19 protein-coding genes are annotated in these 25,282 nt (G+C 52.0%); 2 read left to right on the forward strand and 17 right to left on the reverse strand.

Annotated features, from left to right (window positions below; translation table 11 throughout):
- Nucleotides 1–98: 98 nt before the first annotated feature.
- From CRO05_RS01025 to CRO05_RS01035, 3 genes are all read right to left on the reverse strand, one after another.
- Nucleotides 99–2,156 carry a TonB-dependent receptor gene (locus CRO05_RS01025; protein ID WP_097065444.1) on the reverse strand — a complete coding sequence of 686 codons (2,058 nt, stop codon included), beginning with the start codon at nucleotides 2,154–2,156 and terminating at the stop codon, nucleotides 99–101.
- A 168-nt stretch (nucleotides 2,157–2,324) separates the two neighbouring features.
- The gene (locus CRO05_RS01030) at nucleotides 2,325–2,654 is read right to left on the reverse strand and encodes a hypothetical protein (RefSeq protein ID WP_143860873.1); all 330 of its coding nucleotides are present in this window, start codon (nucleotides 2,652–2,654) and stop codon (nucleotides 2,325–2,327) included.
- Nucleotides 2,655–2,740: 86 nt separating this feature from the next.
- Nucleotides 2,741–3,106 carry a Fur family transcriptional regulator gene (locus CRO05_RS01035; RefSeq protein WP_235001232.1) on the reverse strand — a complete coding sequence of 122 codons (366 nt, stop codon included), beginning with the start codon at nucleotides 3,104–3,106 and terminating at the stop codon, nucleotides 2,741–2,743.
- Between the two features lie 211 nt (nucleotides 3,107–3,317).
- Between CRO05_RS01035 and CRO05_RS01040 the strand changes: the two genes are divergently transcribed.
- Together CRO05_RS01040 and CRO05_RS01045 are read left to right on the forward strand one after the other, a co-directional pair.
- Nucleotides 3,318–4,664, forward strand: a complete 1,347-nt coding sequence (locus CRO05_RS01040; RefSeq protein WP_235001233.1) for a hypothetical protein — start codon at nucleotides 3,318–3,320, stop codon at nucleotides 4,662–4,664.
- 40 nt (nucleotides 4,665–4,704) lie between these two features.
- Nucleotides 4,705–6,900: a VanZ family protein gene (locus CRO05_RS01045; RefSeq protein WP_097065447.1), complete on the forward strand. Its 2,196-nt coding sequence runs from the start codon at nucleotides 4,705–4,707 to the stop codon at nucleotides 6,898–6,900.
- A gap of 80 nt (nucleotides 6,901–6,980) precedes the next feature.
- Here the strand turns inward: CRO05_RS01045 and CRO05_RS01050 are convergent, their stop codons facing one another.
- The 14 genes from CRO05_RS01050 to CRO05_RS01115 form a co-directional block, all read right to left on the reverse strand.
- Nucleotides 6,981–8,843 (reverse strand): HAD family hydrolase, encoded by a 1,863-nt coding sequence (locus tag CRO05_RS01050; RefSeq protein ID WP_097065448.1) that lies wholly within the window; start codon nucleotides 8,841–8,843, stop codon nucleotides 6,981–6,983.
- A gap of 48 nt (nucleotides 8,844–8,891) precedes the next feature.
- Entirely contained in the window at nucleotides 8,892–9,587 is a 696-nt protein-coding gene (locus CRO05_RS01055; protein WP_097065449.1) for a TylF/MycF/NovP-related O-methyltransferase, read from the reverse strand.
- A gap of 226 nt (nucleotides 9,588–9,813) precedes the next feature.
- Nucleotides 9,814–10,755: a GNAT family N-acetyltransferase gene (locus CRO05_RS01060; protein ID WP_097065450.1), complete on the reverse strand. Its 942-nt coding sequence runs from the start codon at nucleotides 10,753–10,755 to the stop codon at nucleotides 9,814–9,816.
- Nucleotides 10,752–11,714, reverse strand: coding sequence for a polysaccharide deacetylase (locus CRO05_RS01065; protein ID WP_097065451.1), 963 nt, complete (start codon nucleotides 11,712–11,714; stop codon nucleotides 10,752–10,754). Before CRO05_RS01065 ends, CRO05_RS01060 begins: the two co-directional genes overlap by 4 nt.
- A 103-nt stretch (nucleotides 11,715–11,817) precedes the next feature.
- Nucleotides 11,818–13,752 carry an XrtA/PEP-CTERM system amidotransferase gene (locus CRO05_RS01070; protein ID WP_097065452.1) on the reverse strand — a complete coding sequence of 645 codons (1,935 nt, stop codon included), beginning with the start codon at nucleotides 13,750–13,752 and terminating at the stop codon, nucleotides 11,818–11,820.
- A gap of 27 nt (nucleotides 13,753–13,779) precedes the next feature.
- Nucleotides 13,780–14,931, reverse strand: a complete 1,152-nt coding sequence (locus CRO05_RS01075) for a TIGR03088 family PEP-CTERM/XrtA system glycosyltransferase (RefSeq protein ID WP_181319797.1) — start codon at nucleotides 14,929–14,931, stop codon at nucleotides 13,780–13,782.
- Between the two features lie 37 nt (nucleotides 14,932–14,968).
- A complete protein-coding gene (xrtA, locus tag CRO05_RS01080; protein WP_097065454.1) occupies nucleotides 14,969–16,585 on the reverse strand; it encodes an exosortase A in 1,617 nt (538 codons plus the stop codon).
- Between the two features lie 61 nt (nucleotides 16,586–16,646).
- Complete coding sequence (locus tag CRO05_RS01085) at nucleotides 16,647–17,852, reverse strand: TIGR03087 family PEP-CTERM/XrtA system glycosyltransferase (RefSeq protein WP_097065455.1); 1,206 nt, start codon at nucleotides 17,850–17,852, stop codon at nucleotides 16,647–16,649.
- A 4-nt stretch (nucleotides 17,853–17,856) separates the two neighbouring features.
- Entirely contained in the window at nucleotides 17,857–18,942 is a 1,086-nt protein-coding gene (locus tag CRO05_RS01090; protein ID WP_097065456.1) for a FemAB family XrtA/PEP-CTERM system-associated protein, read from the reverse strand.
- A complete protein-coding gene (locus tag CRO05_RS01095; protein ID WP_097065457.1) occupies nucleotides 18,939–19,790 on the reverse strand; it encodes an XrtA system polysaccharide deacetylase in 852 nt (283 codons plus the stop codon). The genes CRO05_RS01090 and CRO05_RS01095 overlap by 4 nt, the downstream gene beginning before the upstream one ends.
- Nucleotides 19,791–19,943: 153 nt before the next feature.
- Nucleotides 19,944–20,960 (reverse strand): XrtA/PEP-CTERM system-associated ATPase, encoded by a 1,017-nt coding sequence (locus CRO05_RS01100; protein ID WP_097065458.1) that lies wholly within the window; start codon nucleotides 20,958–20,960, stop codon nucleotides 19,944–19,946.
- A gap of 18 nt (nucleotides 20,961–20,978) precedes the next feature.
- Nucleotides 20,979–22,556, reverse strand: coding sequence for a TIGR03016 family PEP-CTERM system-associated outer membrane protein (locus CRO05_RS01105; protein ID WP_097065459.1), 1,578 nt, complete (start codon nucleotides 22,554–22,556; stop codon nucleotides 20,979–20,981).
- On the reverse strand, nucleotides 22,543–23,442 hold the full coding sequence (locus CRO05_RS01110) for an XrtA-associated tyrosine autokinase (protein ID WP_097065460.1): 900 nt from the start codon (nucleotides 23,440–23,442) through the stop codon (nucleotides 22,543–22,545). Before CRO05_RS01110 ends, CRO05_RS01105 begins: the two co-directional genes overlap by 14 nt.
- 136 nt (nucleotides 23,443–23,578) lie before the next feature.
- Nucleotides 23,579–25,102, reverse strand: a complete 1,524-nt coding sequence (locus CRO05_RS01115; RefSeq protein ID WP_097065461.1) for an XrtA system polysaccharide chain length determinant — start codon at nucleotides 25,100–25,102, stop codon at nucleotides 23,579–23,581.
- Nucleotides 25,103–25,282 lie beyond the last annotated feature (180 nt).

Consider the following 25,282-nt stretch of genomic DNA (forward strand, 5'->3'; position numbering starts at 1 on the left):
GGGCTTAATAGACAGCCGAACAGTCAATCGGCTGCAAACGCATTTATATGCCAGGAAAATGCTCAAGAATTTTGCCGGCAATTATCCTCCCAGAGGCATTAAAACTCACCTCTCAAGCCGACGACCAAGGCTCTTCCCGGCAATGGAGCAAAATTCTTCAGGAAAGAGTTGTGCACACGCATCTCTTCATCCAGAAGATTCTTGCCTTGAAGGAATATTTTGATGCCATTCGATCTGGTTTCCTTGATGCGATAACTTACCTCGACATTCACAAGGGTATAACCTGGCGTGCTGGTTTCAAGCTCTGCCAGATCATTTTGACGCATCACGCGAGTCGCGCTCACGTTGGATGTCCACGGGCCCGTCCTGTGATTGAATTCCAGTCCAAACCGCAGTGGCGTGATGCGGGGTACGTTGCCGCCGTTATCCAGTCTTCCGCGGACATAATCAGCGAACAGGCGCAGATCGATTTCGTCGGGCTTCAATGTAAAGATTGCTTCCGCTTCCGCGCCGTAAAACCTTGCTCCGCCCTGCGCAAAATTCTGCACCAGAAATTCTCCATCAGGATCCAGCGTTCCGGTATCGTCGGCTCGATCCGCGACACCATCGCCGTTAATATCGGCGCTGCGTACAAAAATATAATTGCCGATCCAGTTATGGAACACATTGACCTTCCATGTAACCAAGCCGGTGGTTTTGCGTAGCGCAAGGTCGACGTTGCTGGTGGTCTCGCTGGTCAGGTTGCTATCGCCAGTCTGAAAAGTAGCTGTTCCATGGTGGGCGCCTTTTATATACAGTTCCTCCGTAGCCGGCGCCCGTTGCCCTCGTGTGCCGGACAGGCTCAGCCCATAGCCATCCATTAATTTCCACAAAAGGCCAGCGGATGCGTTATAAAGATTGAATGTGCGTGACGGCAGGTCACTGATCGGGTCCTGCGTGGCATGCTCGCCGCGCCCGCCGACTTCCAGGCGCCAGCGATCCCAGTTGTACTCTTCGACCAGGAATACGCCAGTGGAACGGGACTTCGTGACAGGTATCACAGCCTCTTCGCCCAAAGCGGAAAAATTCCGGTCCCGGAATTGGGCTCCGAATACTCCCTTCCAGCCGCCTATTGGCGCATGCAAAAGCTCGGCGCGACTCTCTAATCCCTTATTTTTAAAGCGTGTCGCAATCTCCCCGGTTCCTTCGATTTCATTGTGCTTGTAATCGTTATAACCCATACGCACCTTAAGCTTATCAAAACCCATGATCGGCCTATCCAGTTCGCCCGACAAGTCGTAGCGCGTCTGCTTGAGATCGATCTTCGACCCTTCCGGACTGGGTATGCCATACTCGCTTTCAAGGCGAGAGAATGATCCGCCAATAAAGCCTCTCTCGCCCACGAACGATCCGCCCGCAGATAAGCCTCCGGAATCGACTGCGCTGTTTTCGACGGTGCCTTTTCGACTATTCGGGTCGCTCTCGTTCGCCCGTCCGGGAATGTGGTAATCACCGGTTTTTCGCCTGAAGCCGCCTATACTCCAGGATGCGCGCCCAACGCTGCCGTTCGCATTGAAAGCTCCGGTGCGTTCCTCGGTCGCGGTATTTCCGCGCACTTCGAAGTCGCCCTTTACTGTTTTGAACCGTTGGTTCGGAATGTGGGTATTTATGACGTTGACAACCCCACCCGAAGCCCCGCTGCCATAGAGCAAGGTGGCCGGACCTCGCAGGATTTCGATCTGGGAAGCATTAAGCGATTCAGCGGTTACTGCATGATCCGGGCTGATCGAAGAGATATCCAGCGTGCCGATGCCATTCTCCAGTACACGGATACGAGGACCATCCAGGCCGCGGATGATCGGTCGGCCCGCACCTGGACCAAAGGAGCTCGACGCCACACCCAACTCGCGGGATAGCGTGTCGCCGAGGCTTGCTTCCCGCTTCCGGCGCAGATCGTCGCCCCGCAATACTGAAACAGGCTGAGCCATATCAAGCTCGCTGCGATCCTCAAACGGCGCGCCGGTCACTACTACAGCTGGCAAAACATTGTCCTTGCCGGTATTTTGGGCTTGAACGGGCGATACGCCTAACAGGTCAAGGATCAATATGCAAATGACAAAACATGCTCCAGCACTGCGCGAAGGCGTGCCCGGGAAATTACAGCTTGGACGATTCATGCTAACTTCTTGAAAGATGCAACTTGATGAGCGATAAGTTTCATGCAGCCAGTTGCGCCGTGCGCCACATCGGCACAATCGGTTTTATGGATGGGCGCAACCCAAATCATCGGAAACGCCAGACAACAGGTTTCCGATGGAGGCCAACTGATTAAGAAAGCAATGGAATTACGTTTGCGGGGGCCCGCGGGTGAGATAGGGAGAGGAAAAATTGAGGAGGACAAGCCCCGATTTGAAATACGGCAGGGGCTGATGGCTTATTTGATTACGGAAGAAAATCGCCAGGACGGCGAAAATAACGCTGAAACCTGTTAGAGCCAGGCAGTCAAGACAGATACGGTCGCTGTCGATACCCGCATCGGCATTGGTATCGGTTTCGCTCTCTTCCTGCTGGCCATCGACATGAGCCATGCCGTCGGTATCGACTTCGCCGACGTGCGTAAGTGCATGCGCCGCCTGCAGGACCGGGACGAATGCCAACGCGGACACTAAAATCAAAAATAATATCTTACGCAACATCGAATAACGCTTTCACCAAAACCAAGCCTGTTGTTCTCGAATAAAATCGGTTATCTGAATTCCCATTACGTGCACTCGGCACATAATCCCTTTACCGTCAGCTCGATTTCCTGAGACCGGTAACCGGCCGGCAACGGACGATCATACTCAACCTTCATTTCATCGAGGCAAATTACCGTGGTGCACCGCATACATTCGAAATGCGCATGCTGGTGCGGGTATATATGGGTATTTGCCCGAAAACGCCACGCACGGTCGTCGCTCACCACTTTATGCACGAAACATTTGTCGTTCAACCATTCAAGCACGCGGTAGAGCGTTACACGGTCCAGTCTGTGCGTGTTGCGCAAGCGCTCCTCAATTTCATGGTGCGTGACAGCACGCTGTTCCGCCAGTAGCATGGCAAGAATTTGAACTCGACTGGATGTCACTCGTTCTCCGCGACGGCGGATCATCTCTTCTGCCTGCTTCTGAAGATTCGACATAAATAATGAATGTAATGAATGCTGAATTGCAACAAAGTTGCATCTACTATATCCGGATAAACGCGCACGCGCAATCCCCAGTTTTTAGTACACGACAAGAATGTGGGAAGTATTGAAGGATGAATGACTTGCGGCTCGCCGATCTCTGCGTTTTTCAATGACTAAATCCACGCGCATCCCTTTTCAATTGATCACTATGCTGGCCTGCATTTGCCTTGGCTCATCGCCCAGCTTTTCCGGTCAGGTCTATACGGCAACCCCCGATACCTATCGTGTCAGGCTCAAGATACTGGAGCCGGGAGATTCCTTACAGCTCATGCCGGGCGAGTACAGGGATGGCCTGCCGATCCATTATCTTCATGGCACGCCCCAGGCGCCGATTATGATCTCGGGACCGGACAAAGACCCGCGTGCTATTTTTGTGGCACGGCCGGGCCATAACACGGTAAGCATCGTGAATTCGAGTTACATCGCTATCCGCAATCTGGATATTGACGGGCGTCAGCTTGCGGTGGATGGCGTGAAATGTGAAGGGCACGCGGATTGGGCGCATCATATTACGCTTGATGGATTACGTGTGTATGGCCACAGCAATGATCAGCAAACGGTCGCCATTTCAACCAAATGCCCGGCCTGGGGTTGGGTAATACGCGACAATGTGATCACAGATGCCGGAACGGGCCTCTATCTCGGAGATTCGGATGGTCGCGCCCCATTTATTGCCGGGTTGATTGAGCACAATCTGATCGTCGACACGCTCGGCTACAATCTGCAGATCAAGCATCAGCAACTTCGCCCGGTTCTTCCGGAAATGCCGGCTGAGCCCAGCACTACGATCATTCGCCATAATGTCTTCAGCAAGGCAAACGGTGGACTCAAGACATTGCCCAGGCCCAATGTGCTGCTCGGGCATTGGCCGCTTACCGGACCGGGATCGAATGACCGGTATCTGGTTTACAATAATTTCTTTTACCAGAATCCACACGAATCGCTGTTTCAGGGCGAAGGCAATATCGCGCTGTACAATAATCTATTTGTAAATCATTTTGGCGATGCCGCGCGAATCCAGCCACATCACGGTACCACACGCAATATCAGCGTATTTTACAATACCGTGTTAGCTAAAGGGTTCGGGATAACGCTCTCCCGGAGAGGACGGGACCCGGCGTATCCGCAATTCGTCGCGGCCAATATAGTATTTGCCCGGCTTCCACTGCGCGGTGCTTCCGTGGAGGACAATCTGACCGGCGAGTTCGACGAGGCCAAGGATTACCTTGCTCGGCCGTTTGCCCCTTTAGGTGAGATGAACCTGGTACCTGCGGGCATCAAGGTGCGAAAACATGCCGCAAGCAGTGCGCGCTTTGCTATTTATCAGGACGCCCAACTGGATTTTGATGGTGGGAATCTGAATGGCGCAGACAGGATAGGCGCTTATTCCCTTGATAAGGGTAAACCCCGTTGGCTGCCGGCACTGGAGATCAAGCCAGTGCCTCCTATGCGATAAGTGGCATTCTCGCGTTTCTTCAACAGAAGATATTCATAAAATGCGGATTCTCTCGGTTATATTAGTATTGATTGCTTATGGGTCTCTGTATCCCGGCGACTTTTCTGCACCTCCCGAGGGCGCCCTAAAAACATTCCTGACCGATTTCCACTGGTTCACTTCGCGGGGAGATGTGCTGGGTAATATCGCGCTATTTATTCCGCTTGGAATGGCAGGCATGATATTTTTTCCCCAGAGACCCGATAGCAGGAGTCGTATCGCTGGGTTGCTTTTCCTGGCATTCATGTACGCGTTCGCCCTTCAGTTAGCGCAGGTTTGGCTGCCCTCGCGTTCTGCCGCGCTGGCGGACGTAGCCTGGAATATGGCAGGTATGATCGCGGGTATGGTGGCGGGTCTTATCGCGAAGCGTTCATTGGGGAATACGCCGTCGTTCAATTACGCGTCGCTGGTACCGCTATTGGTATTGATGTTATGGCTGCTTACCGAGCTATTGCCGCTCGTGCCATCCCTGGATTTGCAAAAAATCAAGGACGCGCTGAAACCTCTTTCCGCCGGATTTGATGTTTCCTTTCCGGCAGTCATAACGCATACCGCTGGCGTAGTAGTCGGAGGCAGCGTTTTCATGGTGCTAGGCCGGCGATCCCCCTTTTGGTGGCTGTCGGCCGCCGTCCTGTTAGCCATAGTCGGTAAGCTTGTCGTTGTAAATTTGATATTGAATGCATCGATACTGACCGGTTTCGTCATTGGATACCTTGTTTTCCTGGTCTTACTAGGCCTCGGCGGCAAAAATACACTCGAAACTGCGTTCTGGTTGCTATTTACTGCCTGGTCTATCACTGCGATCACGCCATTTTCTCCCGCTCCTGGCGGAACTTTCAACGGCATCCCTTTCGCAACCATGCTCCATGGATCAATGGAAGCTAATGTTCGCGGACTGATCCAATCATTATTTACATATACTGCCTTGCTGTGGTTGATACAGAAAATGGGGGTAAGCGCCAAGGGAGCAGCGGTAGGCCTGGCTATATGGGCCAGCTTGCTTGAGCTGATACAGATGGGTTTGCTCGGGCGAACGGCAGATGTAACAGAGCCAATTTTGTTGTTGGGGATCGGCTGGGCGCTGTCGGCTGTGCAAAGCTACATACCGCAATCACCTCCACAGCCGCATGTTGCAGACGATGACGTGCGTGTTGAGAAACAACCTGGTGCGATGCACGCGAGCCCGCGCCAGGCATGGTGGCTAACGCAGGGGTTTATGCTGTTATGTTTCGCGGCCCCGGTTTGGGGTCTGCTACACATGCCGGGCATACCCTATAATCTACGGGAAATGTTTCTCGGTGATGCTCACTTTTTTTTCTTGCTCGTGTTTGCCGGGGCGTTATTATGGATTGGCGCCAGCGCGGTATGGACGAGCAAGAAAATCGTGTCCAGCAACTTACCCTTCCTCAGCTTTCCGATATGGACGCTTGCAGTAAGTCTCATTAGCCTGATATTGCTTACGGCGAGTGTTACACAGGAAAGTATCGATGACATTGTGGGAGCCAATAACTTGTATTGGTTTGTCATCAATCGGGATATTTGGGGTAGCGGCTGGCGGGATCTCTTTCTGTTGATAGGCCCGGATGTGATTGGACCAATCGAACGGTGGGGACGCTATACCGCGTTGTATGGTCCATTGTTAATTTTCTTGGCGCTAATTTTTGGTTTCTCTTATCTGCACGACCACCGGGCGCTGACCTTGCCCCGTGTTCTCTTATTGATGGCAAGTGCTCTGCCATGGCTATGGCTGGCCAAATCGGTCGCCTTCGATTGGTCTTCCACGGATAATTTGAATGAACTCGTCATGCGCGACGGCCCGATGGGATGGGGAGGCGGGGGCTACCTTTATGCCTTGCTGGGACTGCTTTGTATCAACGCCGTAATTGTGGGGCGCGCATTATGCAGTTTCAAGCATCTTCCTGCTGTCATTATAGGTTCCATTGCCGCGCTGCCGTTGGGATGGTGGTTGCTGAGTCTCGGCCTGGAGCCGAACGTGGAGAAGTACGGATTTACATTTTCCGGAATGCAATTTTTGCTCGGACCGGATCGCGAGCATTTACTCACGGATATGGAATTATTCGTCCGCTGGTGCGCGGTCCAGATTGGATTCGTAGTTGTCACCGCCCTCGGAATTCGCATTGCTTTGCTAAATCCCTACCAGGCCCGGAGACCCTCCTTGGCTGACGTTCCGCAATAAGTTCAGTATCCCGGTCATTGATAATCGTTCGATTTGCTGTATGTGCTATGCGCCCGGTCGCGTACTCGATAATATAAGCCTCACTGGGCTGACTCGGTCGCCTCTAAACCGATTTCCCCATCAATCGAAGACTGCACCGAGATGAAATTGCAATCGAGCGTATGCGACTTGAGGTCGATACGCAGACCTTTACCCGGGGAGCATGGAACGAAATTCAGACGCTCAAGCACTTGCTGCGCAGGAATATTGCGCCCGGTGGGTTCAAAGTTGACCCATAAACTCTGCGGCTTCTGACCTTCCTGGGCGTTTACCAGATAATTGAAGAACGCCTGCTCAATAAATCTGCCTTGCACCCGGCAAGAGAGCATGAAGTCCTCAATTTGTATCTCGTGCCCTACGAGCCGTACGATACAAAACCCGACCGCGCCATAAGAACCATAATTATCAGCGCAACGAAGCACATATTTCTTGACTCCTGCATCGGCGAGGATTGGTAATATCTCGCTCCTGAGGTACTTGCGCCCTGAAAAATTCAGTTGATTCGTACGCTGGACCAGTTCTGAAACACGGTCCAGATCGTCATTTTTATAAACGTCAACGTAAAGCTTTATTTCACATGCGGCCAGGAATCCAAGGTAATCCGAACCAAATCTGGTTGCACTTTTCTTTCGCACAAATTCTTGTCGATAAAATTGGCTGCGTTTCCTGGCCTCGTCGCTGGTCGTGCCTTGATAGCGAGGACTGGAGAAAAGGTGATCGATATCTGCGGCATTCACACAGGCGACGACCTTTAGCGCTCGCGATACTTCTTCCAATTCAAAAGGGTTGTCATCAATAAAAGCGAAAGTATCCAGGCCTATGTTGAGCTGTTCCGCTATCGCTCTGATATTTTCGCTCTTGGGCATCCAGTTGATCTGGGGATACAGGAAATAATCCGCTATGCCCAGTTCTTCCAGACGCCGCCATGCGCTTGGCTCGTCATTCTTGCTTGCGATACTAAGTAAAATCCCTCGTTCATCGAAGAAGCTCAGCAGCTCAAGCACTTTTTCCCGTAAGCCGACTGCTTCGTTCTCAAGCAATATGCCATCCCACATCGTATTGTCGAGATCCCACACGACGCACTTTATCTTCGGCTGACCGGAAACCTCTACGCTTGCATTCTTGTGCCGGACAACAAAATCGGCAGCAAGGAATACGATCCGTGCGGAGGTCTCGCCATCCGGGGTAATGGCGATGTCGAACGGGAGACCGGACTCGGTAATCCTTGAGAACTGCTCACGGCCGAATTCATGGCGAGAGTAGCCAGCGGGTAAGATAACCGATGCACGGAACGGCGGTGGAGGCTGCGCGGAATGCCGCCTGCTTGTTCCGCTTGCCACTGACATGCCCAGCTGCATTCGCACCGGACCATCCATCGGATTGTAAACCTCGAGCAGGAAGAAATCCGGCGGAAAACTGGCGTTTGCGCGTTTCTTCTGATGCAGCCAACGGGCAAAGCGTTCAAGGATTGAATGCTCCAGATACGACCAGCGGTTGTCCCGAGTCAGGCGATAAACAAATGCTCCAGCTGCGTTTGCAAATGGGGCCAACAGGCCGATCATGCGTTCAGTCAATAGCGTCATACCCGCGGGCAGCATCAAGGTATTGCCCCGAGCCTCGATCTTGCCCCATTTCTTGAATACAACCTCTGCTCCATAGCCACGAGCGGAGGGAAAACAACGGTTACGATACATGCCGTAGGTGAGGCGCCTGCAACGACCATCCGGCCTGCTCTGGTAGAGATCACACGTGGTAAAGCAGCTTGGGGCGGCGCATTCCACACAATGCTCGCCCCACATGAGCAGGGACATTTTCGCGATGTCTTGAAAGGGATCATAAGTTGACAGCGGGACAAGTCCGCGATCCACATGCAAGTGCTTCTCATATTTATCAAACTCGAACATAGCGCACGCTATCTAATTAGTCCGACTCCGCCGGTGAATATATCGCTGTCATTTCAGCCTGCAAATGAAAGATTTTCCAAGGGGAGCATATGTCAAGTATGGAATAAAGCCGATATGCGTCTCTTTTTGCAAAAATTCGGCCAGGGCTTTCTGCTCGCCTTGCTCGGGATCACCCTTGTAGTTGTAGAAATCATCGAAACAGATGATGGAGCCGTTCACAAGATAGGGTTGGATAAAATTGAGTACCTGAATAGTCGAATCATATAAATCGCAGTCAATATATATGACCGCGGCCGTGCGGCCGGACAACCGCCGATGCGCGGAATCGTTTAGGCTTTCACTGTAAAAGCCTTCGACCAGTTCATATTCCGCGGACCGGATTCCGCGCGATTTAAGGATGGCCTCGAATTCCGGACGGGTACAGGCAAACTGCCCCTTATACCATATATTGTCAGGATGCTCCTCCGTGTCAGGTAATCCCTGAAACGAGTCAAAGCCCCATAGCTTCATATCGTGCCGGCCATAACGATGCTTCATCCTGTGCGCATAACCGAAGGTTTTTCCCCGCCACAGGCCAAACTCGAAGTAATCTCCAGGAACCTGGTTGATCTTTATGAATTCGAATGCCTGGCTCAGTATTCCAAGTTCAGCCATCCGGTTGTCGGATCGGCGATCCAATACCTCAAGCACTCGAGCAACCCATTCCGCATCTATTAATTGCTTTACGATCTGTTTGAACTTCATAGGAAGAAATAATTTTTAGCGTGCCAACTTGAGCCCAATATAGGCGAAAACAGCCGAGGGAAGTAATTCGTCGTAAATATTACCCCATTTTATTTATTCAAAGATATTCCCCGCCTTGGCGCCGCCCCGCAAGCCTGTCGTCAATTCGAAGGCCAAGGATGCTATGGCGAGGCTTCAACGAGAGCTTGAGAATTGCCCCCATGGATTCCCCATCCAAAGAGAAAATTTATCTTCCGAATCGTATTAACCTTCTTACAGCGACTTTTATACCCAACTGGTCCAGTTTATCGCCAGTTGACTTACTGAAATGGTCAACAGCCTTCTGTGCATGCAGCAAGCACATATTGCGCAGATTGCTGCGCAGAAAAAATACATTGGCGCATTGAATACTGTGGGTTGCAAACAGTTTTTTATGCTCTGATTGTCCTTCGGTGAAATCAAAAAAGCGGAAAGCGTTTTCCTCGAACAGATGCTCCAGGGCGAGCCACTGCAGAATCGTTCCAACTGAAAAATTCATATAGCTGGGGTCATATCCGAGGAAAGCATAGATCAGGACATCGTTCGAGATCGGACAATAGAGATACGAGACAGGCTGGTCCTGATGAAAAAGAATGAAGCCGCGAACCCGCCCTTGTTGAGCAAGCTGGTCCATTTGCTCAAGAAACTCCTCCGAATCGGGCAGGCCCGCGTCCAGCAGCTTTTCCTGATAGGTTATTCTGGAAACAGCGCGGGCCAATCCGAAGAACTCCGCCATTTCGCCGGGGGCTTTATAAGCCTTCCATGAAATATTGCCGCCACAATGTTCCGCATACTTCCTGACTTTGCGATTGAGGGTAGAGCGCGTCTTGGATGAAAACTTGCCCTTGTACTCAGCGAATGACTGATGCATATCGATGTAATAGCGGGGATATTGTGAAGGTATGTAGCAGAGGTAATCGCCGTGCCTTCGCAGCACTGGTTGCCTGCCGATAACGCGCAGCGACCTTATCAAAAAGCCCTGACTGTCAGCCCGGAGAAGATCGGCAGGGGGTATCGGCTTCGCCACTGGGGGCTCTTCATCATCAAGCCCTGATTCCCGAACCTGTAGCTGCAACCTGGGCGCAAACAGCGTCTTGTCCCCCAGTTGTATCTTTAAGGGCACCTCGTGATACTGCCAGATTCTGTTCAACGAAACCCCCGGCGTAAACCCTGCTCCACCATTCTGAGTCCAGTTTTCCAGATTGGCGAAGTAAGGGGTGCGGGCTGTAAAAGTACAGGCGCAGGGGTCAAACCGTGAAAACCCCGGACGCGAAAGCAATCCCGATGACGGTCCAGAAAAGAACAGAGCCGACGAAAGCGGGCCACCACGATTTCATCCGGCCGATTCATCGCGCTATCAAGCAGTTCGAAATTATGAGAGAGAATAACAAACGCTTTACGCTCCGACTCCAGCGCCTGCCAGAGCAGACCTTCCATCTCACGGGAAGAACATGCCGTTATCTGTACATGCCGCAACGAGCGCGTCCCGCCATGAAAAACCGTCATGGGATATTCATAGACGCCTTCGCACTCGACGGGCTCTACAAGTGGAACCGCCGGGCTGACCCCGCTATCCAGCCCAAACATACTGGCGTTGTAGCTGCTATCGAAGGCGATGTGATTCGCGGCCAGTGCCCGAAGGGTTTCCGTGTTGAAGCCGAAGCTTCCCGCTCGAAAGGCGTTCACACTCGGGCCTCCCGCTGATTCGATCAAGTTCATCCCTGCTCGAATCAGAATCGTCTGCTCTTTCAAAGAAAAATAGCGCAAGAACTGTTTTTTACCACTGATGTTGTCCAGCAAAGGTTCATTTGATTCATCGACCCATTCGGTATGCATGTGAAGCTGTACTTCATGGTCCTTCTCACGGATCAGGCTGAGAATTTCCGATAACCGTTCCAGCCCAAACCGGGTCGAAAAGAGCGGCTCAACGAAGAATACGCCCGTCAGGCCATGCTCCTGCAACTGGTGCAATTGATACGGTAAACCATAATCACCGCGGAACGTGGGGCCGTAGATATATCGTTGAAATGCGCTCGGAAACTTGGCATCAATGTCTCTCCAGCCATCACACCAGACTTCGACGTCAACGGTAAGAAATACGTCGATCATTTGTTACCCTAGCGCCTCTGGAAGTGATAAGGCGCTGTTTTCCCCCGGCTACTCGTGATATCAGCGGCATCCATGTTACTTTGGGGTGTGCGATTACACATTGCTATGCCACCTTCAGATCATTCTTGTATGAGCGTGGTTGCTCTGCGTGGAGCACATTACGCAGGAATGATTCAAACATCAGGAGTGACCACAGGGAAGCGCTGTAATCACGCCGTCCCGATTGATGCTGGTCGAGCATCTCTTTCAGAAAAGCCTGGTTGAAGATTCCGGTATTGGCCAGAACAGGGCCCATCAAGGCATTGTTCAATTTCTGGCGTAATGGACCGCGAAACCAGCTTGCCAGCGGCACCGAAAATCCCATCTTGTCGCGATAAAGGATGTCATTTGAAAGATAGGGTTCCAGCGACTTCTTGAATACATACTTGCCCTCTTGACCATGGAGCTTGAAAGAGACAGGAAGGCCCGAGATCCATTCCACCAGCTTATGATCCAGCAGCGGCACTCGCACTTCCAGGGCATGCGCCATGCTTGCCCGGTCCACTTTGGTCAGGATATCGCCTACCAGATAGGTTTTCATATCCAGGTATTGCACGCGCGACAACGAATCCTGTGCAGGGCATTTGTCGGCATGCATGCGCAGCACTTCCACGGCCTGATACCCCTGAAGATTGCGCTTGAAGGAATCGCTGAACAGGCGCTGGCGCATCTTATCCTTCATGATCGAGACGCTGTGGAAATAGCCTTCCACCGAATCCCTGGCCAGAGCTTCAAAAGTGGATTTTGCGCGCAAAACCTTTGGCGCCCAGTCAGCCTTGGGATACAGGTTCCCAAGCAGGCCGAACAAGGGCTTGCGCAATCCAAGCGGCAGCGCGGATCTCATCCGCTCCTCATAAACGTGCCAGCGGTAGCGCCGGTAGCCGGCAAGGTTTTCATCGCCGCCGTCGCCCGACAATGCTACCGTTACACGCTTTCTTGCCAACTCGCAAACCCGGTAGGTAGGCATGGCCGAACTGTCGGCAAAAGGTTCGTCGTAAAGGGAGGCCAGCTTGTCTATAAGATCGAAATCATCCTGATCCACCTGACTTACATTGTGCCGGGTGTGATAGCGGTCGGCTACTTTTTGCGCGTACAGCGATTCGTTGAAGGCAGGATCGCCAAAAGAGATTGAGCATGTATTAACCGGTTCTTCCGCGATGTCGGCCATCATCGCGACTACCGCACTTGAATCGACCCCACCCGAGAGGAAAGCACCCAGCGGCACCTCGGTCATGAGATGAATCTTTACCGATTCGCGCAACCGGACTATCAGTTCTTCCTGCGCTTCCTGCTCAGTGATGGAATCATGCAGTATAAACGGCACATCCCAGTACTGGCGTGGGGCCGGCATACTTTGTCCGCTGTGGAGTTTCAGGGTGTGGGCCGGGGAAAGTTTAAAAGCCTGGCGGAATATTGTTTTTGGCTCAGGGATATAGCCATAAGCAAAGTAATCCTCGATTGCATGAGGATCCATATCGCGGATGAAATCCGGATGAGCAAGCAGCGTTTTGAGCTCAGACCCGAAAATGAGGGTGCCATCCGTTAGCAGGCTATAGTAGAGCGGTTTGATACCAAGCCGGTCGCGCGCAAGAAACAGAACTTGTTCGTTACGATCCCACAAGCCGAATGCAAACATGCCACGGAAACGGTTCACGCAATGCTCGCCCCACTCTTCCCAGGCATGGACGATGACTTCCGTATCGCAATGGGTGCGAAAAATGTGCCCCAGGGCGGCGAGCTCTCCGGCGAGTTCCTGAAAGTTGTAGATTTCGCCGTTGAAAACCACCACCACGCTGCCATCTTCGTTGAAAAGCGGTTGTTGCCCGCTGGAGACGTCCATGATCGAAAGCCGGCGGTGACCGAAGCCTACGCCCGCCTCTGTATACAGCTCTCCTTCATCCGGTCCGCGGTGGACCTGAATCTGGTTCATGCGACCCAGCAGTGCCCGGTCGATTTCCCTTTTCCCGCAAGTATCAAATAGCCCGACGATCCCACACATGCTGTTCTTTCCTCGTTGTTCGGACGCTTACAGGCGCAAAGCCTTATCGTAGACCCCGAGATAGCCCTGGGTCATGGCCTCGAGACTGAAGCTTGCCTCGATTTGTTGCCGTGCTGCTTTGCCGTGATTGGCACTCAGAATCGGGTTTCGATAATATTTCAGTATCGCGTCCTTCATTACCGCCGGCACGTCCGGGGGAATGAGCATTCCTGTACGCCCTTCTCTCACAAGTTCCGCATTTCCACCAACGCTTGTCGCGATTACCGGCAAACCAGTAGACATCGCTTCCAGTATCGTATTTGATATGCCCTCGCCCAAGGAAGGGAGCACAAACAGATCCATGGCGCGCATCAGTTGCGGAATGTCAGCACGCTCGCCTGGAAACCACCCAAGAGCCTCTGCTCCTGCTTGGCGCAACATGTCGGCGCATGCTTGCCGCGAGTTTCCTTCGCCAATAATCAGAAGCCGAACGCGTTCCCGAGCCTCCGGCACTTCTTTCACCAGCAACAGAAAAGCCCGAATCAGGCTGGGAAAATTTTTAACCTCGGTCATTCTGCCGACACTGCCAATGACGAAAGTATTTTTCGTGAAAAATCCTTCCGGCAGGTCGCCGGAAAGTCCGGCGCCAATGCCTTCGCTATTACGCGGATGAAAACGGAGACTGTCAACCCCATTGTATATCTGGTTAATTCGATCTGGTGTGGCTCCCACGGTATTGATGAGCCAGTCTTCCAGATCTTTGCTGACCGTGATGAAATGATTTACAAAAGGGCGAATTCCCTTTCTGAGGAGATTGTATTTACGATTTTTTCCGTACAAGTCAAAAACGTCCCGGCCGTGCTCGCCGTGCACTCGTGCCCGGGCTCCTGCAAAGGCGGCAATTACCTGACCCTCCATCGTCCCGAGATTGCGAGTATGTACGATGTCCGGTCTCAGCCGCTTGAATGTCTTGAAGAGATTGAGATAAACGCTGAAATCCTGCCCCTCGCGCTTGTGCAGCGCCACGATTTCGACATTCTCCCTGATTATCCGCCGCCGGAAATCCGAGTATCCTTTCAAACACACGATGGCATGTCGGTAACGCTCGGGCGGGATATGATTGATCAGGTTTACAAGCCCATTTTCCAGGCCGCCTACACCCAAATGGTGGATTACATGAACGATAAGTGGTGGCTGCATGGCGCTTCCAGCAGATTTTATCGGGCCTTGCCGATGACTAGCGATTGCCTGCATTCCGAATCACATCTGTAATAGCGGGCAACATATCGCCGAGAAAAGTCTGAAGTACCGGCACAGCTTCATCTGGCGTCTCGTCGTATTGAGCTGCGACGATAATCTCTGCACCATCACCGCCCCTGCCCAAGAGCTTATTTCTGGCCAGGATTAATTTGGCCAGGTAGGGACTGGCGGTGATCTCGCCGCCGAGCGAATACCATCGCCATACAAGCAGCTTTTTCGAGGACGAGTGCAGCGAGTTCTGGTTAACGGTTTCCTCCTGAGGCCCGAAGGATACACTTCGCTTATCCTGTTTGATGTCATGCCAACTGGATCCGTTCTCTCCAGCGAGTACATTTTGATAGCTGATCAATTCCGCTCCCTGCTGCTGATTGCGGTAATAACTGATGTAAAGATCCACCGACCCTTCTCTATTACGGTAGGTTTGCAGCAATTGGGCAGTAGCGCCCACATATTCAGGCTTCCAGTCTGAAACCTGGCTTGAACTGATCCGCCACTTTCCACGAATACCAGGAATTTCAATTTCGGACCCGGACGCTGTGGCGCCGAAATACTCACGCTCGAGGTGGTCGGCATACAATGGCCAGATGTATGCTACGGCAAGGACAGCGGCAGCAGCGAAAACGGTGCTCCTCAGCACAGGCCTGCCGGCTGGATCTGGCCGGTTTTCATGTTCGCCGGCGGTCCCGATACCGGTACTCGTGCTAGTGTTATCGATGTCGTATTCGTTGTCATCCTCGCGCCAGAAGGAGCCGATCCAGAATAACAACAACATCACGACGCCGAAGAATACCCAGCCGTAGATCAGGTGATCGATTCCCACAGCCAACTGCATGTCGCTCAGATGGCCGGTCATTACGATCAGATAGGCGCGGATGCCGTTGGCAACAATAGGCACAATCACGGACAAGGCAATGAATGCCAGACGACGCCTCAGACTACGGTATGTCATATATGCATAAAGCGTACCTAGTGTAAAAGAGGCGATCAGATAGCGTAAGCCGCTGCAGGCTTCCACAACGGACCAATTTCCGCTCGGAATGGAAAAAAAACTGCCTTCCCGATAAACAGGAATACCGGTCCATTGAAGCGCCGTTACGGTAAAGTCGGCGGTAAAGTCGATCAGTGGCGAGATCAATCCATCCCCAAAAGGTACCGCGAGCAGGAGATAAGTCAGCGGAAAGGCTAGCGCCCAGACGATGCGGCTTCCCAGCATTGCCCAAACTGTGGCGGGAACCATCGCAATCAGTAACAGTTGTGCAAACACCTGAACGCCGGCAAGCGTTGCCAGCAGCCAGCAAAAACCGAGGCTGGCAAGCGCCGGCAGAGCCAGGAGATTGGGCTGAGAGGAAAGTTTAACGAGATGCTTGCGTTGTCCCCAGATCAGGTAGGCGCTGAAGGGAAAAATGAGAAAGCCATGGGCAAACGTTTCAGACCGCAACCAGATTGAAATCATGGACCAGGTGGTTTCACGGTAGCCGATGAGGATTGCTGCAATAGTGGTGAGAGTGAGCAGAGTGACGGCCACCCTCAGCTTCTGCTGATCCGGTGCTGCCGTGGAATCATGCGTGACCTGTTGCGGCATTTGCACATTCATACCCCGTCATCTCCTGCGACTCGAATTTTCTTTTGCAAGGTATGTAAATGGTCCCGGTTAATCAACTTGTCTGCGGTTGTGACAGGAGCGTGTCGATTCGGCCCAGGCTTTCATTCCAGCTGTAGTCTTTTAGAACGCGAGCCCTGGCTGCACGACCGAGGGCCCTGTTTGGCACGCACTGTAGCAGCGTAATAATTCGGCTGACAAATTCGCTTTCATCGTTGGCGACTACCAGTTCCTGATCAGGCGAGGCGCTTATTCCCTCCACCGCTTGAGGAGACGCGATTACGATCTTTTCCATTGCCATGGCTTCCAGCACTTTATTCTGTATTCCACGGGCGATGCGCAGCGGCGCAACCGCCAGCGACGCATGGGCAAGATACGGCCGGACGTCCGGCACCGACCCGGTTACCGTCACGCCGGGGAGAGCAGCGAGGGCCGTTACCGTTGCCGTCGGACGGGCGCCAACAATATAGAACTCAACCTTGGGCAATTGAGCGCTAATTGCCGGGAAGACGCTGCGTGCAAACCACTCCACCGCATCAATGTTGGCCCAGTAATCCATAGCGCCAATAAAGATCAGGATACTCGTTCCGGTCGGGTACGGATTAGCGTAAATATTTTGCGGCGAGAAATAGTCTGCGTCGACACCGTTATTGAAATAAGTGACTTTTGCTGCGGCTTCCGGCGCAAGTTGCTTGAATAGATCGGCCTCCGCCTCGGAAACGAAGGTCGCGCTGTCAAAATCCCTGACGACCTGCCTTTCGTAGCCGAGCAACAACCTCGACTCACGCTGGTAGATCCAGCTCATTGGCCAGCTCGTGGTCGCCGCATATTGCATCCATTTATCCGAGTCGATATCCACAAAATCCATGGTCCGACGGACATGGCTGGCATGACTGACATATTGCGCCATCGCCGATGAGAAGATCAGGGCATCTCTAACAGGTCGTGTTCCAAGTATATTGCTTACCCATGCCTGCAACCGCTTATCCCGGTAATAGGGCAAGCTGAGAGGCTGCCCGGAAAACAGGCCGCGGAGACTGCGTAGACGTGCCACCTTGGGGTGGAGATCGAGAAAACAGGTTTCCCCACAGAGGTTTCTGACTTTCGCCAGATACTTCCGGTCATTCTCGTCATCAATAAACGTACCGAGATGGACACGATAGCGTTCGCTCAAATGCCTGAGCAGATGATAAGACCTTATTTTGTCCCCCTTGTTTGGCGGATACGGAATTCGGTGGACGAGGTAAAGAAGTTCCTGCATTGGCCTAACCCAGATTCCTTACTATATGAGGGCCGACAAGATTGGCGAGCGAAAGGGGGAGTTTCCGCCACGCCTTGATGAAGAGCTGATATCTGGGATTAAGGGGGTTATGGTCAGGCACCACTTGGGACCGATGGAGCTGGTATTCGTAATGAAGCGGTTGCGGCTCGAATCCCCAGTTCTTCTTGAAATCGAAAGAGCCGGAGTTACGTTTGCTACGCCCGAAGTCAAAGGTTTTATAACCTCTTTCACAAGCGCGCCGCATCAATTCCCAGTACATGAAATCGTTTCCCGCCACATCTCGCGCCTCGCTGGTTCCGCCCCCGTAATAAGGCAGGACCTCGTCGCGAAAATAAAAACTCATTACGCCGCTGATAGTATGCCCCCCTTTGACGATAATCATGAGTTCGCAATCGTCCGCGAAAACTTCTTCGAGAAGGCGGAAATATTGTTTTGAGAAGACAGGCGTGCCAAGGCGGTGTACGCTGGCGGAATAGGCCGAGAAAAAGCGCCCCGTATCCTCGTCTATGATACTCTCCAGTCCGCTTTTGATACCCTTTCGTACCATCGCGCGCTGCTTGCGCGGGATCTGTTGCATGTTCTGGTCCACTTCCGGCGCTATCTCCTTGCGGAAAGTTACGTAGAGGTCCTTGGTTGGCCAGTCCGCGTGCAGCATTTTCACGTTCCGGTATTCAAGGTGATCCACGCGAAGCCGTGAAGCAAGCTCTTGGGCAGCGTGGTCAAGCGCTTCCCGGCCGGGCTCCGATATTGCGGCGATTCCCCCGTAGACACAAAATGGCAGGGAACTCAGGGAGTGGCCAAAAAGGCGACTGTTGATTTCTGCCAGAGGCAGCACTCCCTGAATCTGCCCGCCTGATTCAGCGTATAGAAACCAGGTTTTATGCCCGAATGCACGTTCGATCACCGTCTGCCAGCCGGCGCGATGAAAGAAGGTCGCTTCCGGGCAAGCCTGAACGAACTCATCCCATCGTTTCGTCTCTTGTTGTTGCAGCAGATGTACCGATGGCGCGCCAACTTGAGGAGAGGAACCCCTCTGATCGCCCTGGACCACATCAATGACAGCACTCATGCATCCTGTTCCAGAAAAATACGGTCCACGCGATCCCACCGGAAATCGCGGATAAGCGCCCTGACACGATCCTCCATGCGATTGAGATTGTAGTAATGGCGAAAGCGTGTTTTCATGCTGATGCCTGTTTGCCGCGGTTGCTGATGATCGATTTCCCAAGGGTGGAAATAGAAGATCGCGGATTGTTTTTCAAGCTGATTCAATCTCTGCAAAAACCATCGCGAAACCGGATAGGGCCATAACCGGAAATAGCCGCCGCCGCCAGCAGGAAGGTTCCGCTTGAACACCCGCATCGTGGTGATCGGCAGTTCAAGCAATCCATTCGCGCGGCGCGGATAATAGGCGAAGCGGGGAGCATCCGGCATGCCGTAATGGTCGTGTTGAATCGGATAAATGCTGGAACTGTATCGGTAACCGGCCTCTTCAAGCAGATCCAGCGCCCACTGATTATGGCGGCCTATGGAAAAGCTCGGCGCCCGGTAACCAAGCACCGCCTGACCACCGATATCTTCAAGAATCGCTTTACTGCTGGCTATGTCTTCGCGGAATTCATGGGGTTCCTGGTCTGAAACACGATGGTGAGCCCACCCATGGCTTGCAAGTTCGTGGCCGTTTGCGACAATTCGTTTGACCATGGCAGGGTAACGGTCGGCGATCCATCCCAATGTAAAAAAAGTCGCTTGAGTACCTTCCTCATCCAGCAAGGCGAGGATTCGATCAATATTGAACTCCACCCTGCAGGATATGGACGTCCACGATTCCCTTGGAATATGAGAAGCAAAAGCCGAAACCTGAAAGTAATCCTCCACGTCGACGGTCATCGCGTTTCGTATCGGTAACGGATTCATTTGAACACCTCGTGTTATCCAGGCAAGACGACCGGCTTTGCAGTCTGCGGTCCAGGCGTTCGTGGGTAGAGCCCGGCGATTCTTACGGATAACTGACCGTGAATGTTATGACTGAGTAGCATAACTGGCGGGGGCGATACACATGAGCCCTGTCTACCGAAGCCTCTTGTTCACATCAGCCAGGGTCAGAATCTCCTTGACCAACCCCAGTAAAGAGACGACGGACTCTTCAAGATTTGCAACCCGGCCGGCCATTTCCTCCAGTCGCCGAACAGCCTCTGCCCGCTCCGGATCAGTCACGGCTTTGCCCTCGTCCGACATGCCCGCTATCGGAAGTGACGCAATTGACAGGTCAAACTCGTGCTGAATATCCCGGATTACCTCGCTGACTTCCGAGCTGCCAAAATTGTGCAGTTTCTCCAAATAGCCCATCAGCAAAAGACGATCGCACAGCGCATTGATTTTCCGAGGAATGCCGTCCGTATAATCATGTATGGCCGCGAAGGCATCGTCCTCAAACGACGGGTCTTCGCCCCCGCCCGCCGTCCTCAGCCTATGTTCGATATAGGATCTTGTTTCCGCCGGATCCATGGGTCCAAGGTGATAAGTTGCTGTGACTCGCTGTCGCAATTGCTGCATATCGCTGCTAAGCAACGTTTTCCTGAACTCCGGCTGTCCGAGCAGAAATGTTTGTAGCAGCGGCCTGTCGTCTGTTTGAAAATTGGAAAGCATCCTCAGCTCTTCAACAGTGCGCGGAGAGAGATTCTGCGCTTCATCCACTACCAGCAGCGCGCGTTTCCCTTGCTTGTCGCATTGGCGAAAGAATTGTTCGAGTCCGATCAATATGGAAGCCTTGCCGGAATTGCCATGGGGCAAAGGCAACCCGAACGCTGCGGCAACCATTCTCAAAGTGTCGTCAGAGTCCAGATCGGTATTGACGATTTGAGCGGCAACAATTTTCTCGGACTCCAGTTTGCGGAAAAGATTGCGCACCAGTGTGGTTTTGCCGGCGCCGACTTCGCCCGTAATGACAATAAAGCCTTCCCCCTGCGATAACCCATATTCAAGATAGGCCATGGCACGTTTGTGGCCCTTACTGCCAAAGAAAAAATTCGGGTCGGGCTTCAGTTGAAACGGCTTGGCACTGAAACCGTAGAATGATGAATACATCCGTCTATTTTTCCGATGTTAAAAGCTCATGTTCAGGAATGCTGTAATGGCATTCTCTCTGTAGTCTGACATGGCTCGGTTGGAGTCACGTTCGTTACGCCGAAACTGGATCGTTCCGTTGAGATTAGGCAGGATATGTGGGAACTGCTTTGTTATGCTAAGTCTGAGTATCCTGATATCGTCCTCCCTGTCAGCATTAAGAAAGCTCAATTTTCTGTAGCCAAGATCGAGATTAGCTCGGGTAAGCTGTGAAAGTCTGTAAACCCATAGTGCGTTACCACCGGTTTGTCGTGTGTGCCTGAGCAACGCCGCGTTCGTCTCCCCGATCAGTTCAGCATCCGCGCTTTCAGGCGAGAATGCTTCCCGAGTCATATTGAATCCGCTTAGTACGAAAGTATTTCTGGCGCCGTTCAGAGCAACGGAGGCCTGTAGCCGTTTCTGCAAAAAAAGCCTATTGGTAAAAAAATTGCTCGGTCCAAAAAAGGAATCCGGGGAATCGAGACCGAGAAGTGCGTCACTGTTTTGTTGAATGATTCCGGGATTGAGGTTGGGGTTTTGCGCCGCAAGCAATTGACTTAGGGAATCCCCGACATTGAATCCGGAACCAAACAATGCCTGCTGATTGAAAGTGGTTATGTTTTCGTTATAGCTCACATTCCACACCGATAAGCGCGTGCGATGTCTCGCCAAGGCATAATAGGTATCGCCAAAAAACCGTTGCCCCGCATTAGCTACCACGCTTGTCCTGTCGTTCGGCGTCCATGTAAATCCTGCTGTCCAGATCGGGCTCGAAGGGCTACCCTTGATTGATATAAAACTATTCCTCTCGTAACCGCCTGTGCCAGTCAAGCCGAACTGAGGCGTAAACATATAGCGAACATTTGCGATAGACCGTTCCAATTCAATTGTCCGGTCGCTCGAGTCAAAGTGGACCATTTGATTGCTGTAGTCTATGCCCCACTGGAATTTGTTAAAGTCCTTACCGCTGTCGAGGCGTGCCAGAAAGCTGTCCCCTTGGCTGTTTCGAAGTGTGTTCGCGTTTGAACTGACAATACTATGAGCATAACGCAGCTCGGCTACGGCAAAATTCTTAAAACGATGACGAAGATAAGGGCTGACACTGAACGTTCTGACGTCAGCCCTGTTGCCTGTTACATTGACATTATCGATTGCCTGAGGGCCCGCCATAGATATATTCTGCTGGCTGATTGCCGATCTTCCCTCCACGAAAAAGAAATCTTCTATCAACTCAGCATTTGCTCTGGCATTCAACCGGTGTCTTGTTCTGGTCAGGTTGGTAGCCTCCGCGTAGATGAGGTTGTTCATCAAGTAATTTGCACTGACATTGAAACGCCGCCCTACACCTGCCAGCGAAAATCCTGGATTGATCTGAGTCACGAAATCACTCGTCTCAGAGCCTTCTGGCCTCAACCTCACGTTGTCGGTGTACGTTTCCCTCAAATTCAGTCGCGGAAGAACGGTCCATTCAGCAGCATTTGCGTAAGACGGCAGCAACATCATCACCGTGACGGCAGCGCAAGCTGCCGTAGTTTGAAATAATGCCCTACGGTAGCGCTTGATCTCAAGCACTCTCATGATAATAATAACCGTAGTATTCTCCGCCAGAAAATGATCTGGCTTTGTTGTAGATCAAATTTACGACATCGCATGATTCGATCTGCCGCAGCGTTTCCTTCACGGCCTGTTGTGATGTCGTTTCAGCCTCCACAACCAGGACAATTTGCCCCATCTGCGTCGCCAGAACGCGGGCCTCACTGGTCAGTAACAACGGCGGGGAGTCAAAAATAACGACCCGATCCGAGTAGCGTTCAGCAAGTTCCTTTAATAATTCACCCATGCTCTGGCTCGCAAGTAGTTCGGTTGAATGAGAATGCCGCCTGCCCGCCGTAAGGAGAGTGAGCTTTTCGATATTGGTTTTAATCAGGACGTCCCCCAGTTCGAGCTTCTCATCGAGGAGAATATCAAGCAAACCTTGTTCTGTTCCAAGACCAAGGATTTTTGGTACCGAAGGGCGGGCTACATCGGCATCAACCAGCAATACGGTGCGGTCCATTTCCATTGCTATGCTCATGGCGAGATTGACAGTGCAAAAGCTTTTGCCTTCTCCCGCCAGCGCGCTCGTAACCATGATCAGATTGCCATTCTTGATCATCCCCGGGCCCTTGTTGAATGCATTCGTAAGCAGTGGACGCTTGATGACGCGAAACTGCTCGGCTATTTGCGTTCTCCCCTCGTCAGGCGTGACTATGCCATATTGCCGCATTTTTGCGAGGTTGAGCGTAATACGTTTGGGTGTCGAAGCAAACGCTGGAGAAGGATCCTGACGGACCTCATCGCGAAACGTATCGTTTTCGCTGGCAGACTCATGGTCGGAATTTACGGAAGCGCCTGGTTGTACTTGCGGCGCGCTGGATTTTGCTTCTTTTTCGAGTTTGCCTGCGGCTTTTTCAATAATGCTCACGCTTTCTCCAATGTCTGGATTCGGAGTTACCAGAGTTTGCGGTTCGATGGGAATATACTACGAGCAAGATGTTCGGGATTCAAAATATCCCATATTCATTAACAATGAGGATGCATCAGTTTCCAGATATGCTGGGTTACGCTATCTTAAGCATCAGTGCGCCATATAAACCTAGCAAAGACAGCAGAGACAGACCAAATGCATAGAGACGCTTTCTGCGTTTTACTTTTTCCTGATTGGTCCAGATCATGGGAATCGAACCCAATATTGGCTTGCCGGAAATTTCCCGCAGACTCATCTGACTATGGAACGTTGGCCGTATCTGGCTGATAGCAAACGCTACTCCTATTCCCGCCAATAAAGCGCCAAGGAAGATAATCGAGAAAAATTTACCGCGATCCGGGCCTACGGGTCTGTCGGAGACTACGGGCGGATCAATAATCCTGAACGACATCAAATCAGTCTGAGAACCCAATTCTCCCGATATCTTGGCTGATTCGCGGCGTTCAAGGAGTTTCTCATAATTGGCCTTATTCACCTGATAGTCACGGTTGAGTTGAGCGAGCTCTGCTTCAACCTGAGGCACTGCGTTGCTCAGGGACTTCAGGCGCTCATATCGAGCGGTATACTCGTCCACGCGCGCGTTCATCGACGCCACGTCGGCTTCGGCTTCCGCTAGCGCCACATTGAGTTGCTGCAGCATCGGGCTGTAGTTTTTTCCGGGATCAGCGCTGTACCTGGTCAGCTTGGCTTCCTCCATCTTGCGCTCCTCAAGCTGAGTAATCAGTCGCTTCGTTGCAATGATATCGGGGTGCAATTCCGTAAAATTGAGCCTGAGGGTATCCAGGTTTTTGTTCAACCCCTCAATTCGAGAATCAAGCTCCACATTGACAATGGATGAGGATGCCTCCTGGTCTACCAAGAGAACCGGTTCATCACCCGTTATTTGCCTTTTGATCGCATCCCTTGCCTGTTCCGCCTCCCGCAACTCGAGTTTTGTCTTGTTGAGATCTTCCACCGCCTGGGATAACTGAGAGTAATAATCGCTGCCTTGCTGAGGCATCACTCCAATATTCTTTTGCTTGAATGCCTTGAGGTTATTTTCCCCGGCAACCAATTTCTCTTCGTAACTCTGAATTTGATCATCAATAAAACGGATTGCCGCCGAAGAGTCCTGTTTCTTATTTCCAAGCCCCCCTTCGACAAAAATGGTCAACAAGGATTGAACGACGTCTTTAGCGAGTTTCGGATTCTGATTGTTATAATGAATTGTGAAAAGATTATCGCGCCCAGCCGCGCCGAGCTTGATTTTATCCATGAGGTCCTTGACGAGCTTTTCCTGATCCTTTACATCGTTCACCTTGATATCCAGATCTACCATGCGTACGACTCGTTCCACATTTGGACGACTGATCAGGGTGCGGCTCATGATGGAAACCTGCTGTTGCAGATCCGGAGAGACCGTCATTCCTGCCATTAGCGGCTTCAATACATTTTGTGTATCGACGTAAATCCTGGCTGAGGCCTGATAATCGTCGGGCAATTTATAAACAATGGCCCATCCCGCCATGGCGACAATCCAGGCGGCGGTAAGTGCAATCCAGCGATATTTCCATACCCCTTTCAGGTAAACAAGAAGCTGGCTTGTAAGTTCCTCCATTTGTCACACCGTCCGTAGAGATGCTGTTATCGACTTTGTGGCAGTAAGGTTTTTTCCCATATTCCCGGTTTGCATATAATCTAATCCGGAACCTGAATAGCCTTTATTCTCGTCATTATTTTTTTGCTGCTTCATCCTGGTGTGGTCAGCCCGTTACGCTTATCAATACGGGATCAGCTT

The sequence above is a fragment of the Nitrosovibrio sp. Nv4 genome, from assembly GCF_900215485.1.
Taxonomy (GTDB): Bacteria; Pseudomonadota; Gammaproteobacteria; order Burkholderiales; family Nitrosomonadaceae; genus Nitrosospira.

Excerpts from the sequence above, each read along its gene's own strand:
- CRO05_RS01025 (WP_097065444.1), bottom strand. The coding sequence starts at position 2,156 with ATGAATCGTCCAAGCTGTAATTTCCCGGGCACGCCTTCGCGCAGTGCT.
- CRO05_RS01040 (WP_235001233.1), top strand. The coding sequence starts at position 3,318 with ATGACTAAATCCACGCGCATCCCTTTTCAATTGATCACTATGCTGGCC.
- CRO05_RS01045 (WP_097065447.1), top strand. The coding sequence starts at position 4,705 with ATGCGGATTCTCTCGGTTATATTAGTATTGATTGCTTATGGGTCTCTG.
- CRO05_RS01050 (WP_097065448.1), bottom strand. The coding sequence starts at position 8,843 with ATGTTCGAGTTTGATAAATATGAGAAGCACTTGCATGTGGATCGCGGA.
- CRO05_RS01055 (WP_097065449.1), bottom strand. The coding sequence starts at position 9,587 with ATGAAGTTCAAACAGATCGTAAAGCAATTAATAGATGCGGAATGGGTT.
- CRO05_RS01065 (WP_097065451.1), bottom strand. The coding sequence starts at position 11,714 with ATGATCGACGTATTTCTTACCGTTGACGTCGAAGTCTGGTGTGATGGC.
- CRO05_RS01070 (WP_097065452.1), bottom strand. The coding sequence starts at position 13,752 with ATGTGTGGGATCGTCGGGCTATTTGATACTTGCGGGAAAAGGGAAATC.
- CRO05_RS01075 (WP_181319797.1), bottom strand. The coding sequence starts at position 14,931 with ATGCAGCCACCACTTATCGTTCATGTAATCCACCATTTGGGTGTAGGC.
- xrtA (WP_097065454.1), bottom strand. The coding sequence starts at position 16,585 with ATGAATGTGCAAATGCCGCAACAGGTCACGCATGATTCCACGGCAGCA.
- CRO05_RS01085 (WP_097065455.1), bottom strand. The coding sequence starts at position 17,852 with ATGCAGGAACTTCTTTACCTCGTCCACCGAATTCCGTATCCGCCAAAC.
- CRO05_RS01090 (WP_097065456.1), bottom strand. The coding sequence starts at position 18,942 with ATGAGTGCTGTCATTGATGTGGTCCAGGGCGATCAGAGGGGTTCCTCT.
- CRO05_RS01095 (WP_097065457.1), bottom strand. The coding sequence starts at position 19,790 with ATGAATCCGTTACCGATACGAAACGCGATGACCGTCGACGTGGAGGAT.
- CRO05_RS01100 (WP_097065458.1), bottom strand. The coding sequence starts at position 20,960 with ATGTATTCATCATTCTACGGTTTCAGTGCCAAGCCGTTTCAACTGAAG.
- CRO05_RS01105 (WP_097065459.1), bottom strand. The coding sequence starts at position 22,556 with ATGAGAGTGCTTGAGATCAAGCGCTACCGTAGGGCATTATTTCAAACT.
- CRO05_RS01115 (WP_097065461.1), bottom strand. The coding sequence starts at position 25,102 with ATGGAGGAACTTACAAGCCAGCTTCTTGTTTACCTGAAAGGGGTATGG.